This window comes from Pseudomonas sp. KH_050 (assembly GCF_057838875.1).
Genome location: NZ_CM174478.1, coordinates 5,486,794 through 5,501,715 on the forward strand (window position 1 = coordinate 5,486,794; position 14,922 = coordinate 5,501,715).

Here is a 14,922-nt window from a genome sequence, read left to right on the forward strand (position 1 = left end):
TTCCACGGTTTATCGTGCTGCGCACACCGGAGCTTTTACATGACGGCCCACGCCGACCTTTCGCCGACCCTCCAACTCGCCTGTGACCTGATCCGCCGTCCCTCGGTGACGCCGATCGACGCCGATTGCCAGAAGCTGATGATGCAGCGCCTGGGCGATGCCGGCTTCAAGCTGGAGCCAATGCGCATTGAAGATGTGGATAACTTCTGGGCGACCCACGGCAAACATGATGGCCCGGTGCTGTGCTTTGCCGGCCACACCGACGTGGTCCCGACCGGCCCGGTGCAAGCCTGGCAGAGCGATCCATTCGATGCGCTGATCGACGAACATGGCATGCTCTGCGGCCGTGGCGCCGCGGACATGAAAGGCAGCCTCGCGGCCATGCTGGTGGCGGCCGAGCGCTTTGTCGCCGACTACCCGGACCACAAGGGCTCGGTGGCCTTCCTGATCACCAGTGACGAAGAAGGCCCGGCCCATCACGGCACCAAGGCGGTGATCGAACGTCTGGTTGCCCGTAAAGAGCGCCTGGACTGGTGCATCGTCGGCGAGCCGTCGAGCACCACGCTGGTCGGTGACGTGGTCAAGAATGGTCGTCGCGGCTCCCTCGGCGCCAGGCTCACCGTACGTGGTGTACAGGGCCACGTGGCCTACCCGCACCTGGCGAAAAACCCGATCCACCTCGCCGCCCCGGCCTTGGCCGAACTGGCCGCCGAGCACTGGGACCACGGCAACAGCTTCTTCCCGCCGACCAGCTTCCAGATCTCCAACCTCAATTCCGGCACTGGTGCGACCAACGTGATCCCGGGTGATCTGGTCGCGGTATTCAACTTCCGCTTCTCCACCGAGTCGACTGTCGAAGGCCTGCAAAAGCGCGTCGCCAATATCCTCGACAAGCATGGCCTGGACTGGCACGTGGAGTGGGCGCTGTCCGGCCTGCCCTTCCTCACCGAACCGGGCGCCCTGCTCGACGCAGTGTCAGCGAGCATCAAGGCCATCACCGGCCGTGAAACCCAGGCCTCCACCAGCGGCGGCACCTCCGATGGACGCTTCATTGCGACCATGGGCACCCAAGTGGTGGAACTGGGTCCGGTCAACGCGACGATCCACCAGGTCAACGAACGCGTGCTGGCCAGCGACCTCGACGTGCTGACCGAAATTTACTACCAGACCTTGATCAAGTTGCTCGCCTGATGCTCGCCTGCCCGATCTGCAGCGAACCGCTGAACGCGGTGGACAACGGCGTGGCCTGCCCCGCCGGGCATCGTTTCGACCGCGCGCGGCAGGGTTACCTGAACCTGTTGCCGGTGCAGCACAAGAACAGCCGCGACCCTGGGGATAACCAGGCGATGGTCGAAGCCCGTCGCGATTTCCTCAACGCCGGCCATTACGCGCCGGTGGCCAAACGTCTGGCCGAACTGGCCGCAGAAGTAGCACCGCAGCGCTGGCTGGACATCGGTTGTGGAGAGGGTTACTACACCGCGCAAATCGCGCAAGCCCTGCCCAATGCCGAGGGTTATGCCCTGGATATCTCCCGCGAAGCAGTGAAACGCGCCTGCCGACGCAATCCGCAGCTGACCTGGTTGATCGCCAGCATGGCCCGCGTGCCCTTGGCCGATGCCAGCTGCCAGTTCCTCGCCAGCGTGTTCAGCCCCCTCGACTGGCTGGAAGCCAAGCGCCTGCTCAGCCCCGGCGGCGGTTTGATGAAGGTCGGGCCGACCAGCGGTCATCTGATGGAACTGCGTGAGCGCCTGTACGATGAGGTGCGCGAGTACACCGACGACAAACACCTGGCGCTGGTGCCCGAAGGCATGCAGTTGCAACACAGCGAGACCCTGGACTTCACGTTGACCCTGGCCCGTGGTCAGGACCGCGCCAACCTGCTGGCCATGACCCCCCACGGCTGGCGCGCCAGTGCCGAACGGCGGACAAAGGTCATCGAACAGGTAGAGCCGTTCGAGGTCAGCGTATCCATGCGCTACGATTACTTCGTTCTTCAGTAACCCTTAATTCATGGCCTTGAGCATCGCTTGAGGCCGACTAAATCCGCGAATGGATTTTTCAGACCCGCATTGAGGACATCCATGCGCCAGCCCGATATCGAGATTTACCTCAAAGACGCCGACGTCGACTACAAGGCCATCGCGGCCTGGCTCGGCACGGCCCTGGGCCCTTGCACCGATTGGGTGCAGAAGGGCCAGACCTACAAATGCAAGGCCGGCAATGTGCCAGTGACCTGGCTGCCGAAGGCCGTGGGCAAATGGAACAGCCTGCACCTGGACAGTGACCAGACCCCGTGGGACGACGACATTGCCTGTGCCCGCGCCGCTTTTGCCGCGCTGAACGTGGAAGTGCGTTGCGCGCCAGGCACTTGGGTCGAGGACGAAGGCGAGGAAACCGCTGATCGCTGGATTCGCATCAGCGTTGATGGTGAAGAAGAGATCACCTGGCATACCGCGTAATCCACTGCCAAAAAAAATCCGGGACCTGTTAAGGATTCCGGATTTTTTATGCCTGACTGTAGCAGCTGCCGAAGGCTGCGTTCGAGCGCGCAGCGGTCGTAAAATGGCGAACTTCGTTCTTGCAGGAAGACCGCATTCTCTCTATTTACGACCGCTTCGCGGCCGAACGCAGGCTTCGCCAGCTGCTACGGCTATCTGCGCATCATTGTTCCAGCTGCGGTGTTTCCTGGCCCATGCAGCGCACAGCCTTCTTCTTGCTGTTGACCAGCACGCCGGTCAATCCCTTCTGCTCGGTGTCGAACAGCACCAGCACGCCATCAATGCACTGCGCGACCTGGGCAGCCGGTTCCAAGGATACTTTGTAGTCCTCGCCCGGCTGGGTCTTGACCATGGTGAAGTCGCTCAGCAGCAGCGCGTCCTCCGGCTTGGCGAAGTGCAGGTAGCCGTAGTACCACAGGCACGCCACGGTGCCGAGGATGCTGCAGATACCGGTGATGATCAGGGGAATGGCGTTACGTTCTTCACTCATTGCGGACTCTCTGGAGGTTCAACTTCTGAATTCGGGGGTAGTGGGTAATTGGGGATTTCGCCGAGCCGGCGCAGGCCGTCGAAATGCTGCGGATCATCAAGATAACGCAACATGACTTTTCGCCAGACCGGATCGGCAAAGGTCTGCACATGACCGCCCCGGGTCAGCTGCAGCACCCTGGGCGGCGGCGCAGCTTGATACAGACGGACGCCGTTGGAAAGAGGCACCAACGGATCATCGATGCTGTGGTAAATCAATTTCGGCACCGCACCCAGTTGCGCCATGGCATTGATCGCACTGTCGTCGTCCGGCACCAGCCAGGACAGCGGCACCTGGAACGGCCAGGTAAACCAGGAGTTGCTCAAGGCAAAACGCCCGACGTCACGATAACTGGCTGGGACGCCGTCGAGCACAATGGCCTTGAGCTGACGCTGACGCTCGGGATGTTCGACCAGGTAATGCACCGCCAGCGCGCCACCAAGACTCTGACCGAGGATCACCAGCGGTTTGCCCTGGACCTCGGGGGCCTGGTCCAGCCACTGGAACGCCGCATCGAGGTCCTGGTAGATCTCGGGCAACCGCGGCTCCCCCTCGGACAGGCCATAACCGCGGTAGTCCACCAGCAACACCTGATAGCCCTGCTCCGGCAGCCACCAGCTACCGCCCAGATGCCAGGCCAGATTGCCGCCATTGCCGTGCAGATGCAGCACTGTGCCCTTGACCGCCACACCGGTCTTGGCCGGCAGCCACCAACCATGCAGTTTGAGTCCGTCGGCGGTGGTCAGGGTGACGTCGCGGTAGGGCAGTCTGGCTTTTTCCGGAGTGAACGGCAGGCCGGGTTCGGGGTAGAACAGCAAAGCGCTGCAGCCGCTCAGGGCGAGTAACAGGCTGATGATGCCGAGGATTCTCATCCGTTTGAAACCTCGCGTTGAATGTTTAAATTCGTTGGCCTGGCACAGACCTGTGGCGAGGGAGCTTGCTCCCGCTCGGGTGCGCAGCACCCGCGAAACCGGTGAATGCGGTCAGTCTGGCAGAACTCGACTGCAGATCTTGGGACTGCTTCGCAGTCCAGCGGGAGCAAGCTCCCTCGCCACAAAGGCCCGTCCGCCGACAGGCGTCATTGCTACAGGATATTCGAGTAATCCGCTTCGATCCGGTCCAGGCTCAGGTGATTGAGGAAGTTGGAGAAACACATCCAGGCCGACAAGGCATTCAAGTCACGGATTTGCTCGGGCAAATACTTGGGCGGCACCACCAGTCCTTCGTCCACCAGTTGACGCAGCGTACGCATGTCTTCCAGGGTAGTCTTGCCACAGAACAGCAATGGAATCTGCTCAAGCTTGCCCTTGCGCACGGCCAACTGAATGTAGTTGTAAACCATGATAAAGCCCTTGAGGTAGGACAAGTCTTTGGTAAATGGCAAACCGTCAGGCACCGAGCCGCGAAACACCCGGCTGGCGTTACCATAGCTTTGCGCCATATCGAAGCCATGCTCACGGAAGAACTCGAAGATCTGCATGAAGTCCGCGCCCTCTTCCACCATATGGATGGCGCGGGTGCGGTTAGTCAGTTTGCGCAGGCGGCTGGGATAGGAGGCAAAGGTGATAATTTCCATCAGGATCGCCAGGCCTTCCTGGGTCACGGTGGAGGACGGTGGCCCCTTGGACAGGAAGGTGCAGATCGGCTGATTCAGGCCGTTGAGGGTGGTACCGACATGCACCAGCCCTTCATGGACTTCCAGGGCGCGCACGTCACGGTGGTTGAACATCGCATCGGTGCGGATCTTGATGTAGTCGGCACCGGCTGCCGCATCGGCGACGATCCCGTCGGACTCGAACACCCGAATGGTTTCCTCGGCCTCGCCGAACACCTTGTTCAGACGGGTTTGCAGCAAGTGGACGGCTTCCTTGGAAGTCAGGATCTTGGGTTCGTCCTTGAGGTCGCCGCGGCCGTCGATATTGTTCAGGTAATCGGAGAGCATCAGGCCCAGGTCGGCCAGGGTCGGGTCACCGGCATGGAAAGCGTCGGAGGCGGCGCCGTAAAGCTCCTGGGAGATCAGGCCGAAGTCTTCGGTGCCGCGCGCTTCGAGCATGCGCACCACCATGCGGTATTCCTTGCACATGCGGCGCATGATCTGCCCGACCGGGTTGAACTGGCCCAGTTGCCGGGTGATGTCCCGTTCGATGTTCTGGAATTCCAGCTTCACCGCATTGGAGTCGAACGCCAGCGGGCGATTGAGGTAGTAGTCACGATCCACCGCAGGCATTTCCTTGCCATTGGCCTTGAGGAAGCCGTTGCGGACGTTGTCGTCCCACTTGACCGCATCCAGTACGCGGATCGGCGTTTGCGCCAGCACTATGCGATCGGACAAAAGGCGTATCGTCTGCTGGTAATCGTCCACCCGAAGCTCCTATTGATAACGTTCTATGCTGCGTTTACTTACCCGAACGCTGGAAGCGCGCCGCTTCGACGAACACATCAGAGTTGGCCGGATCATCCAGGTAGGCGAATACCTGCTCCAGCGGATTGCCAATCAGCACGCCCTCGCCTTCTTTGGTTTCAAACGGTTCGCCACTCAGGGCTTCTTGCCCCAGTGCCTGATGGATCTGCTCGAGGTCGAGGTTGTAGACCACCAACTCGTGATCATCGGTCAGTTCGAAACCGGCGATAGTGAAGTTACCGCCGAAGCTGGCCGGTACTTTGGCCGACACATACCAGCGGTTGCCATGACGGGAGACAGTGAACCCATAGGCGTCACGCTCCCGGGGTTTGGCTTTGGCGTAGCTGACGGCCTGGTAGCGATTGGTGCCGACACGGGTCAGCTCAAGATTGAGTGCTTCGCCCCAGGCATTCTTGCTGGTCCATTTGCCGAGCAACCCCGCAGGGGCCGGCTCACTCGCCGGCAAGGGCTCCTTGAAGGACACCAGGCAGCCGCTGAGCAGCAGGAACGACAAGGCGATCACTACACGCCAGGACTTCATTCAACACTCCTTTGTACAACGCAAATCGGCAGGGGACCGTGTGGTTCACACCAATGCCAGTACCAAGTGGATCACACCGATGCCAGCACCAAGTGCATGTAACGCTTGAGAATACCGAGCATTTCTTCCTCCGCCTCAGGCTCCGGATCATTGAGCAGGCCTTGATATTCCATCCGTCCGATAATCGCCGTCAACACTTTGGCATCTTGTTGTGGCTCACGGGACCCCAAAACCTGGAAAAACTGGCATGTACCTTGTAGGAGAATTTGCTGGTGCGAGCGCACCAACAGCGCCAGGCGCGGATTGAGCAGCGCTTCCTGGCGGAACGCCTGCTCGGCCATCAGGTGTTCGCGACGGTTGTGCAATTGACGCTGAACGTAGTCGGCGGTCAATCGGGCAATGTCATCCGCCAGTTGCGAGCGGGACTGCGGACTGCCATCGCCGTAGGCGACCATCTCGCGCAGCAGGCCTTCGTTATTGGCCCACAGTTTGGCCATGAAGGCCGCGCTGCGTTCCACGTATTGAGCGAAGGTATCGGTGAGCAAGTCATCGATATCCTTGAAATAGTAAGTGGTCGCCGACAGTGGCACCCCGGCCTCGGCGGCCACTGCGCGGTGACGCACCGCCCGCACCCCGTCGCGTACGACGATGCGCATGGCGGCATCGAGAATGACCTGTCGGCGCTGCTCGCTGCCCTGTCGGCTGGCCTTGCGGCCCTGGTACTGAACACTTTCAGCGACCGCAGCGGCGATACCCGCTGCACCATCTTGAGCAATTGCACGATTCACGACAGGTATTTCCTCTCAAATGAAAGCAACAAATTGATACGCTTGTACCAGACAGACAATAAAAAGCCGCCTGACGTAGGCGGCTTTTTACTCAAAACACTTAGGCTTGCGGCCGCATGTGCGGGAACAGTATCACGTCGCGGATCGACGGAGCGTCGGTGAGCAGCATCACCAGACGGTCGATACCAATACCTTCGCCTGCGGTCGGCGGCATGCCGTATTCCAGGGCGCGAACAAAGTCGGCATCGTAATGCATGGCTTCGTCGTCACCGGAATCCTTGTCACGCACCTGGGCCTGGAAGCGCTCGGCCTGGTCTTCCGCGTCGTTCAACTCGGAGTAGGCGTTGGCGATTTCACGGCCACCAATGAACAGCTCGAAGCGGTCGGTGACATTCGGGTTGGTGTTGTTGCGACGTGCCAGCGGCGACACTTCGAACGGGTACTCGGTGATGAAGGTCGGCTGTTCAAGTTTGTGCTCGACCAGCTCTTCGAAAATCATGGTTTGCAGCTTACCCAGGCCTTCGAAGCCTTTGACGTCGGCACCGGATTTCTTGGCGATAACCCGAGCCTTGTCGATGTCTTGCAGATCAGCTTCGGTGATCTCGGGGTTGTACTTGAGGATCGAAGCGAACACCGAGATGCGCTGGAACGGCTGGCCGAAGTGGAACACCTTGCCCTGATACGGCACATCGGTGGAACCCAGGACCAGCTGCGCGAGTTCGCGGAACAGCTCTTCGGTCAGGTCCATGTTGTCTTCATAGTCAGCGTAGGCCTGGTAGAACTCGAGCATGGTGAACTCGGGGTTGTGCCGGGTCGAAACGCCTTCGTTACGGAAGTTGCGGTTGATCTCGAACACGCGCTCGAAACCACCGACCACCAGACGCTTGAGGTACAGCTCCGGCGCGATGCGCAGGAACATGTCCAGGTCCAGGGCGTTGTGGTGAGTCTCGAACGGCTTGGCCGCGGCACCACCAGGAATGGTTTGCAGCATCGGCGTTTCGACTTCAAGGAAGTCGCGCTGCATCAGGAAGCTGCGGATGTGCGCGATCACTTGCGAACGGATGCGGAACGTCTGACGGACTTCGTCGTTGACGATCAAGTCGACGTAGCGCTGGCGATAGCGGGTTTCGGTATCGGTCAGGCCGTGGTGCTTGTCCGGCAGCGGGCGCAAGGACTTGGTCAGCAGGCGCACGTCGGTCATTTCAACGTACAGGTCGCCCTTGCCGGAACGCGCCAGGGTGCCTTCGGCGGCAATGATGTCGCCCAGGTCCCAGGTTTTCACCGCGGCCAGGGTTTCTTCGGACAGGGTTTTACGGTTGACGTAAACCTGGATGCGCCCGGACATGTCCTGGATCACCATGAAGGAACCACGGTTGAGCATGAGACGACCGGCAACCTTCACCGGGATCGCAGCCTCTGCCAGCTCTTCCTTGGTCTTGTCCGCGTATTTCTTCTGCAAGTCTTCGCAGTAGGCATCGCGGCGGAAGTCGTTGGGGAAGGCCTGGCCCTTGGAGCGCTCGGCGGCAAGCTTTTCCTTGCGCAGGGCGATCAGGGAGTTTTCTTCCTGTTGCAGGGCTTGCGGATCGAGTTGTAGGTCGCTCATGTCTTTAAATATTCCATCACAGGTTCATTGCCCCCGGCTTCGAGGGTTCGCAGGCTTCGCCGCGCTCGCGCAGGAGCGCGGTGGCTCCGCAGATTTCCGGTGTTGCCTGATTACAGCCCTTGTTTGAGGCTGGCGATCAGGTATTCGTCGATATCGCCGTCAAGCACCTTGTCGCAGTCGCTGCGCTCGATGTTAGTGCGCAGATCCTTGATCCGCGACTGGTCGAGCACGTACGAACGGATCTGATGCCCCCAGCCGATATCCGACTTGGTGTCTTCCAGGGCTTGCGAAGCAGCGTTGCGCTTCTGCACTTCCTGTTCGTACAAACGTGCCCGCAACATTTTCATCGCGGTGTCTTTGTTCGCGTGCTGGGAACGTTCGTTCTGGCAGCAGACCACGGTGTTGCTCGGTACGTGAGTGATACGGACCGCCGAGTCAGTGGTGTTTACGTGCTGACCACCGGCACCGGAGGAACGATAGGTATCGATCCGCAGGTCGGACGGGTTGATATCGATTTCGATGTTGTCATCGATTTCCGGCGAAACGAAAACCGCCGAGAACGAGGTGTGACGACGGTTGCCGGAGTCGTAGGGGCTCTTGCGCACCAGACGGTGCACGCCGATTTCGGTGCGCAGCCAGCCAAAGGCGTATTCACCCTTGATATGCACGGTCGCGCCCTTGATCCCGGCGACTTCACCGGCGGACAGCTCCATGATGGTCGCTTCGAAACCGCGTTTATCCGCCCAGCGCAGGTACATGCGCAGCAGGATGTTGGCCCAGTCCTGGGCTTCGGTGCCGCCAGAACCGGACTGAATGTCCAGATAAGCGTTGTTGGCATCCATCTCGCCGCTGAACATCCGGCGGAACTCGAGCTTCTCGAGGGATTCGCGCAAACGCTCGACTTCAGCGGCAACGTCGTCTACAGCGGCCTGGTCTTCTTCCTCGGCAGACATCAGCAGCAGGTCTTTGGCATCGACCAGACCGCTGGACATTTCATCGAGGGTATCGACGATCTGGGCCAGCAAGGAGCGCTCGCGGCCTAGATTCTGGGCGTATTCAGGGTTGTTCCAGACACTCGGATCTTCAAGCTCGCGATTGACTTCGGTCAGACGCTCATGCTTTTGATCGTAGTCAAAGATACCCCCGAATAGTTTCGGAGCGCTCGGACAGGTCCTTGATACTGTTAAGGATCGGGTTGATTTCCATGGCGGGCAGCACTCGTTGGCGAACTTTTGAAAGCCGGCGAGTATACCGTAATCAGGCTGTCATCGCAGCCCGTCGAGCGGCCAGGCATCGAAATCTCTGGGTTCAGACTGATCGTGGCCGCGAGGGCCTGACGTGGGGTGGAAGCTCTCGGCGGGAGGTCATGCAGGCATCCTGATTCGGGCACATCTACGACATCCTAAGAAAGCTTATTCAAAACCAATTGAATACATCGACAAGTCTGTAGGAAATAACTTTCAATTAAGACGGACTGATACCACTAAGTTAATCATTGCTTATTGCTACATTTTTTTCTATAAATACGTTACACAAAAAAATCATGAGAAATGAATTGCGCTTGACCAATCAATCGCAACATCACATCAAGCGGAGGCTTAGATCAACTTCTGCACACTCAAAAACTGCAATTGCGGAAAATCGGCCTGGCACACTAGCGGAGGCTCTGCCTCGTCATTGATCCTCTATGGTGCTGTCCTCTGATAGTTTTCTCGGTGACTGACATGTCCAACATCGCGCAGGGTAATCGCTTTTGCATTACGACACTCACCACAAATCGTCAAAGCTGGGCATGTCCAATTATATTACGTCGCAACAATCTTCCTCAGCGGAATTAAGTACAGCCTTATCCCTAACCTGCATTCTGCCTCACCTGTGAGGTTCGGGTAGAGACGCCATTATTATGGATAAAACCAAAGGACTATAATGAAGCCCATCAACAACATAATAATTGTAGGTTTTGGCAGCATTGCTCAAGCGCTACTTCCGCTATTAGTCGAAAACTATAATGCAAAAATCATTATATTCGACAAAGAAGCGGATGAAATTCGACAGAATATTGCGAGAGAGTTTTCGGCCACTCTAAAGAAAAAGCTCATAACTGACAATAACTTTTGCGAAGTCTTGTCCCCATTACTAAGTGAAAGCAGTTTTCTATTGAATTTGGCAGTATCCATTTCAAGTATAGCCTTGATAGGTCTTGCTCAACAATTCAAGGTACTTTATTTAGATACCTGTATAGAGCCTTGGGAGTACGGCACCCAGAAAGGCCACGGACTTACTAGCAATCATTGTTTACGGGAGGAGTTGAAAAAATACGCACAAGCTCAAACGGGGACAACAACGGCACTTGTTGCACATGGAGCAAATCCTGGCTTCATCTCCATACTTCTCAAGAAGGCATTGCTTGAAATGGCGATCATTAACGGAATACACGATCGACCAACGGTACAACTCGAGTGGGCTGAGTTAGCCGAGAAGCTTGGATTACAAGTTATACAGATATCAGAGCGAGATACCCAAGTTACTTCGAGAGTCCGTGAAGCCTATAATTTTATGTGTACCTGGTCTGTAGATGGGCTTATCACCGAGTGCTTGCAGCCCGCGGAGATGGGATGGGGATCCCACGAAGAGACAACCCCTCATGGGGCTAAAGTTAACGGCTATTCACTGGAACTGATTGAGCAAGGACGAGAGGTCATAGTAAAAAGTTGGTCCCCTAACTATCTAGAGTTTTCCGCATATTTGTTGACGCATAATGAATCGCTATCAATTGCGGAGTATTTAACCTTAGGCGATCCCGTCAACCCCAAATATCGGCCAACTGTTTATTACGCGTATCACCCTTGTGATCAAGCCGTAGAGTCAATGCAACTACTTAATGACGGGAGTGAAAATCGAATCACATCAAAGGAAGTATTGAAAGACGATATAGTCTCAGGCATAGATGAGCTTGGTATTTTCTTGATCAGCAGAAAATACAAATCATTTTGGCTCGGCTCTAATCTTTCAATAGGCAAGGCGAGGAAAATGGCGAAGCACAATAGTGCCACAAGCTTACAAGTTGTTTCAAGCATAGTTGCTGGAATGAAGTGGGCTGAGCAGCACCCCGAGTCCGGAGTACTGGAATCCGAAAATCTCGACTGGCAGTATATTTTCGACTTCGCGGAGCGGTACTGGCAGCCCATAGTTACACAAGAAACTGATTGGCGGCCAGGTTTACCTGACGACAACTTATCGTTTCAGAGCTTCCGGGCATTTCCTTAGATTCAACCTAAAAAACAATGGAGTGCTAAAATCATGGACAACGCAAAAATTATTAACAGCCGATTCGAATCTCGCTCAACCCCAGATGCCGCAGTAGTTCTAGCAAACTTCAGATTCCCTCTTTTTGAACTCAGTGATGTCGAGCGCACAGAATGGAAGGAGATATTGTTTGACTCAACAATCACAGAGTACGATGCTCGGCGACTGTATTGGCACCTAGAAACCAAACATACAGACTACTTCCCGACACTCGTAGAGGTATTAAATCCATGGCTGAGGGACGAAATTGACCACGCTTATGGCTTTGCTTTGATTTATTCATCTTACACAGGCATACCGCTCGATCAAGTTGTGCTGGAAGCTGAAATCAGAAAGCCTGACTTCAGCATCATTAATCCAATTGCTGATGACGCATTCAAGCTACTCATCATGCTGGCCTATGACGAAATAATTACTACACACGTCTATCATCGCAGCATAGCCAAGTACGATCAGTTCGACTCTCTACAACTATCGACATGGATCAGAAAAACAAAGAAAGATGAAGTTAAACATTTTTTCTCATTTGTGCAGAAAGCAAAGGAATTGTTCCCTGAACGGATAAACGAGACCCCTTCAATACTTGAAGAAATCTTCAATATAGATTTTGAAAAAGAAAGCTACAGTGGAACATTCGTCTTGGACCATAACACGCCCGACTTCCCTTTATCCAAGCAAGAAATTAAAAACATGATCATCCCTGCTATCTTAAAAAAATTTAACGAATGAGAACTTTGCTTATCGGGAATAATATAAATGAATCAACCATTTTTAGTCAAAAGACATTGGAGTTCCCGGATTCTCTTCAGTGAGATAGCTGACAGCGGATGGGTGAACCCAGGAGTCGATTTTAAATATCAAGATTTTTTCATGGCAGATTTGGTTTCAGAGTATGACTCCGTGAATCTTTACCACCACCTACACCCGAAAAGAGCGAAATTTTCGCCATATTTCGTTCAATATTTAGACTTTTGGTTTGCAGATGAGAGAAATCATGCCGATGGTTTCTTTGAGCTTAACCGTCTTTTATTCGGCTCAAGTGAAGAGGAGCTAATTGACCAACTGAAGGTAAGGGTTGGAAACTTCGAGAGCTTGGAAGAGATACTTGTCAGCGAGTTCAACCTGCTACTCATGTTCGCTTATGATGAGTATGTTTCTGTTAAGACATACAAAAAAGACACGTTTTATAGCAAGTTTGGGCATCCTGCTTTCAACACATGGATTAAAAACTTAATAGCGGATGAAGCAATCCATTTTGGAAATGCTATAAAAATACTTAAGTACACCCATGCTTCAGAGTTAAGCAAAGCTGAAAACGTACTTCGCAGCATAGTTAAATTCGAAGGAAACGCATACCAGAACACCTTCCTATTCGATCACGACGGCCCACACTTTCTGCTTGATGGCAATGACCTTGGCGACATTGTTATAGAGGAAATTTTGTCAGCTTTAGCTAAAGGTCGAAAATGAAAAACCACCATTACATGATAGCTTCCCTGACACTTATGATCTTCGGCGAAATACTAACGATCTACAGCGAAGTGTATGCCTCAAAACTTCCTGGTCGACCAATGGAAACCCCGCTGATGTTCCTCAAACCCATGATACTTATTAGCATTGCCGGCGTCAGCCTTGTTTTTGCATATTGGCTTGGATATCAAGGTACCGGAAATATTTGGGTGGTGACGGTCGCCTCCTTGACGCTTCTGCTTATTCTAGAACCTATTGTTATATATGCCATGCTAAAGGAACTACCTGAAAGAGGGGCGCTAATAGGTTTTATTCTAGGGGCGACTGGATTAATTGCTACAGTAGCACTCTAATCAACTAACAGGAGTTAAATCATGCCGCCTGAAGAAAAGGTAATGAACTGTACTGTCTGTGGCTATGAATACGACCCAGCGGTAGGTGATTCTGAAAATGGAATACCTCCAGGTACGCGTTGGAAGGAGATCCACGACGATTGGCTATGTCCGGATTGTCAGATGCCTAAGAGTGATTTTGAGTAAGCACTCCTGCTGTAAAGCTGCTTGCCAACGCACGACTTCGCTCGAGCCCTTGCCATCCCGCTACGAGACGGCGGCATCTGATGGCCGTGATTGCAGACGCAGCCCCCGTAAAACATACGAATAGCTGACAGGTTTATTTTTATTCCATCAAAAATAAGCTTGTCAGTTATTTCTCATCAACCATCGATGCACATGCCCCGGCTACCCATGTAGGCGGTGGGTTGCTACTCAATCCCCACCTGATTGCGCCCATTGTTCTTCGCCAGGTACAAACCTTTGTCGGCAGCCGAGATCAGTTGCCGGCAATTGCTGCCCTGCTGCGGGGTTATGGTCGACAGGCCGATGCTGACAGTCAGGTTCGCGCCTTCGGTCGGGAAAATATGCCCAATCTTCAGTGCGGCCACGGTCTGACGCAATTTTTCGGCCACCAGTCGCGCGCCGCCCGGTGAAGTGTTCGGTAGCACCAGTGCGAATTCCTCGCCGCCGTAACGGGCCGGCAGGTCCGACGGTCGGCTGCTGGCGTCACGAATGGCCATGGCAACCTTGCGCAGGGCTTCATCGCCCTCCAGATGGCCGAAGCTGTCGTTGTACAACTTGAAGTAGTCGACATCGATCATCAGTAGCGACAGCTGCGTCTGATCGCGCAGGCATCGCCGCCATTCCAGTTCGAGGTACTCGTCGAAGTGCCGGCGATTGGACAGCCCGGTCAGGCCGTCGGAGTTCATCAGGCGCTGCAACACCAAATTGGTGTCGAGCAACTGCTGCTGGCTGACCCGCAATGCGCGATAGGCCGCATCCCGTTGCAAAAGGGTCATGTAGGAGCGCGAGTGATAGCGGATCCGTGCCACCAGCTCGATGTTGTCCGGCAGTTTGACCAGATAATCGTTGGCGCCAGCGGCAAACGCCGCGCTTTTGATCAAGGGGTCCTCCTTGGTCGACAGCACGATGATCGGAATATCCCTGGTCGCCGGGTGGTTGCGGTATTCACGCACCAGCGTCAGGCCGTCCAGCCCCGGCATGACCAGATCCTGGAGGATCACCGTTGGCTTGATGCGCACGGCCTGGGCGATCGCCTGATGCGGGTCGGCACAAAAGTGGAAGTCGATATTCTCTTCGTTGGCCAGCCCGCGTCGCACTGCTTCACCGATCATTGCCTGGTCATCGACCAACAGCACCATCGCGGCATTTTCATCGGTTTTGAAATCGTCGAGCTGTAAATCATTCATCAGTGGTCACCTGAGTCTCTA

16 protein-coding genes are annotated in these 14,922 nt (G+C 55.2%); 8 read left to right on the forward strand and 8 right to left on the reverse strand.

The features are described from left to right. The first annotated feature begins 39 nt into the window (after positions 1-39). The 3 genes from dapE to AC3IUA_RS25220 all read left to right on the forward strand — a co-directional run bounded on the left by dapE (position 40) and on the right by AC3IUA_RS25220 (position 2,459). Positions 40-1,191, forward strand: coding sequence for a succinyl-diaminopimelate desuccinylase (dapE, locus tag AC3IUA_RS25210; RefSeq protein WP_489357559.1), 1,152 nt, complete (start codon positions 40-42; stop codon positions 1,189-1,191). Continuing rightward, positions 1,191-2,000: a putative RNA methyltransferase gene (locus AC3IUA_RS25215; RefSeq protein ID WP_489357560.1), complete on the forward strand. Its 810-nt coding sequence runs from the start codon at positions 1,191-1,193 to the stop codon at positions 1,998-2,000. Before dapE ends, AC3IUA_RS25215 begins: the two co-directional genes overlap by 1 nt. An 81-nt stretch (positions 2,001-2,081) precedes the next feature. After that, positions 2,082-2,459, forward strand: a complete 378-nt coding sequence (locus AC3IUA_RS25220; protein WP_489357561.1) for a hypothetical protein — start codon at positions 2,082-2,084, stop codon at positions 2,457-2,459. A 202-nt stretch (positions 2,460-2,661) separates the two neighbouring features. Here AC3IUA_RS25220 and AC3IUA_RS25225 read toward each other — a convergent pair whose 3' ends face one another. The 7 genes from AC3IUA_RS25225 to prfB form a co-directional block, all read right to left on the reverse strand. Beyond that, entirely contained in the window at positions 2,662-2,988 is a 327-nt protein-coding gene (locus tag AC3IUA_RS25225; protein ID WP_489357562.1) for a PA3694 family proteiin, read from the reverse strand. Continuing rightward, the gene (locus AC3IUA_RS25230) at positions 2,985-3,899 is read right to left on the reverse strand and encodes an alpha/beta hydrolase (protein WP_489357563.1); all 915 of its coding nucleotides are present in this window, start codon (positions 3,897-3,899) and stop codon (positions 2,985-2,987) included. The genes AC3IUA_RS25225 and AC3IUA_RS25230 overlap by 4 nt, the downstream gene beginning before the upstream one ends. 212 nt (positions 3,900-4,111) lie before the next feature. After that, on the reverse strand, positions 4,112-5,389 hold the full coding sequence (locus AC3IUA_RS25235; protein WP_489357564.1) for a flavohemoglobin expression-modulating QEGLA motif protein: 1,278 nt from the start codon (positions 5,387-5,389) through the stop codon (positions 4,112-4,114). Positions 5,390-5,423: 34 nt separating this feature from the next. After that, positions 5,424-5,969 carry a hypothetical protein gene (locus tag AC3IUA_RS25240; protein WP_489357565.1) on the reverse strand — a complete coding sequence of 182 codons (546 nt, stop codon included), beginning with the start codon at positions 5,967-5,969 and terminating at the stop codon, positions 5,424-5,426. A 71-nt stretch (positions 5,970-6,040) separates the two neighbouring features. Continuing rightward, entirely contained in the window at positions 6,041-6,757 is a 717-nt protein-coding gene (locus AC3IUA_RS25245) for a TetR/AcrR family transcriptional regulator (RefSeq protein WP_489357566.1), read from the reverse strand. Between the two features lie 100 nt (positions 6,758-6,857). Further along, entirely contained in the window at positions 6,858-8,360 is a 1,503-nt protein-coding gene (lysS, locus tag AC3IUA_RS25250; protein ID WP_489357567.1) for a lysine--tRNA ligase, read from the reverse strand. A 110-nt stretch (positions 8,361-8,470) separates the two neighbouring features. Then, a protein-coding gene (gene prfB / locus AC3IUA_RS25255; RefSeq protein WP_150641470.1) for a peptide chain release factor 2 occupies positions 8,471-9,566 on the reverse strand; the annotation gives its coding sequence in 2 pieces (ribosomal slippage) (positions 8,471-9,493 and positions 9,495-9,566; 1,095 coding nt in all). Positions 9,567-10,286: 720 nt separating this feature from the next. Here prfB and AC3IUA_RS25260 point away from each other — a divergent pair. From AC3IUA_RS25260 to AC3IUA_RS25280, 5 genes are read left to right on the forward strand one after another with little or no spacing between them, the layout of a single operon-like run. Then, on the forward strand, positions 10,287-11,627 hold the full coding sequence (locus AC3IUA_RS25260) for a saccharopine dehydrogenase C-terminal domain-containing protein (RefSeq protein WP_489357568.1): 1,341 nt from the start codon (positions 10,287-10,289) through the stop codon (positions 11,625-11,627). 33 nt (positions 11,628-11,660) lie between these two features. Beyond that, entirely contained in the window at positions 11,661-12,395 is a 735-nt protein-coding gene (locus tag AC3IUA_RS25265; RefSeq protein WP_489357569.1) for a hypothetical protein, read from the forward strand. A gap of 27 nt (positions 12,396-12,422) precedes the next feature. Further along, on the forward strand, positions 12,423-13,136 hold the full coding sequence (locus tag AC3IUA_RS25270) for a hypothetical protein (protein WP_489357570.1): 714 nt from the start codon (positions 12,423-12,425) through the stop codon (positions 13,134-13,136). Positions 13,137-13,150: 14 nt separating this feature from the next. Continuing rightward, positions 13,151-13,489 carry a hypothetical protein gene (locus tag AC3IUA_RS25275; RefSeq protein WP_489362472.1) on the forward strand — a complete coding sequence of 113 codons (339 nt, stop codon included), beginning with the start codon at positions 13,151-13,153 and terminating at the stop codon, positions 13,487-13,489. Positions 13,490-13,531: 42 nt separating this feature from the next. Beyond that, complete coding sequence (locus tag AC3IUA_RS25280; protein ID WP_489362474.1) at positions 13,532-13,675, forward strand: rubredoxin; 144 nt, start codon at positions 13,532-13,534, stop codon at positions 13,673-13,675. A 224-nt stretch (positions 13,676-13,899) separates the two neighbouring features. Here AC3IUA_RS25280 and AC3IUA_RS25285 read toward each other — a convergent pair whose 3' ends face one another. Continuing rightward, positions 13,900-14,901: a diguanylate cyclase gene (locus AC3IUA_RS25285; protein ID WP_489357571.1), complete on the reverse strand. Its 1,002-nt coding sequence runs from the start codon at positions 14,899-14,901 to the stop codon at positions 13,900-13,902. Positions 14,902-14,922 lie beyond the last annotated feature (21 nt).

Excerpts from the sequence above, each read along its gene's own strand:
- AC3IUA_RS25260 (WP_489357568.1), top strand. The coding sequence starts at position 10,287 with ATGAAGCCCATCAACAACATAATAATTGTAGGTTTTGGCAGCATTGCT.
- AC3IUA_RS25285 (WP_489357571.1), bottom strand. The coding sequence starts at position 14,901 with ATGAATGATTTACAGCTCGACGATTTCAAAACCGATGAAAATGCCGCG.
- AC3IUA_RS25265 (WP_489357569.1), top strand. The coding sequence starts at position 11,661 with ATGGACAACGCAAAAATTATTAACAGCCGATTCGAATCTCGCTCAACC.
- AC3IUA_RS25270 (WP_489357570.1), top strand. The coding sequence starts at position 12,423 with ATGAATCAACCATTTTTAGTCAAAAGACATTGGAGTTCCCGGATTCTC.
- AC3IUA_RS25275 (WP_489362472.1), top strand. The coding sequence starts at position 13,151 with ATGATAGCTTCCCTGACACTTATGATCTTCGGCGAAATACTAACGATC.
- AC3IUA_RS25220 (WP_489357561.1), top strand. The coding sequence starts at position 2,082 with ATGCGCCAGCCCGATATCGAGATTTACCTCAAAGACGCCGACGTCGAC.
- AC3IUA_RS25240 (WP_489357565.1), bottom strand. The coding sequence starts at position 5,969 with ATGAAGTCCTGGCGTGTAGTGATCGCCTTGTCGTTCCTGCTGCTCAGC.
- AC3IUA_RS25215 (WP_489357560.1), top strand. The coding sequence starts at position 1,191 with ATGCTCGCCTGCCCGATCTGCAGCGAACCGCTGAACGCGGTGGACAAC.
- AC3IUA_RS25225 (WP_489357562.1), bottom strand. The coding sequence starts at position 2,988 with ATGAGTGAAGAACGTAACGCCATTCCCCTGATCATCACCGGTATCTGC.
- lysS (WP_489357567.1), bottom strand. The coding sequence starts at position 8,360 with ATGAGCGACCTACAACTCGATCCGCAAGCCCTGCAACAGGAAGAAAAC.
- AC3IUA_RS25280 (WP_489362474.1), top strand. The coding sequence starts at position 13,532 with ATGAACTGTACTGTCTGTGGCTATGAATACGACCCAGCGGTAGGTGAT.
- dapE (WP_489357559.1), top strand. The coding sequence starts at position 40 with ATGACGGCCCACGCCGACCTTTCGCCGACCCTCCAACTCGCCTGTGAC.
- AC3IUA_RS25230 (WP_489357563.1), bottom strand. The coding sequence starts at position 3,899 with ATGAGAATCCTCGGCATCATCAGCCTGTTACTCGCCCTGAGCGGCTGC.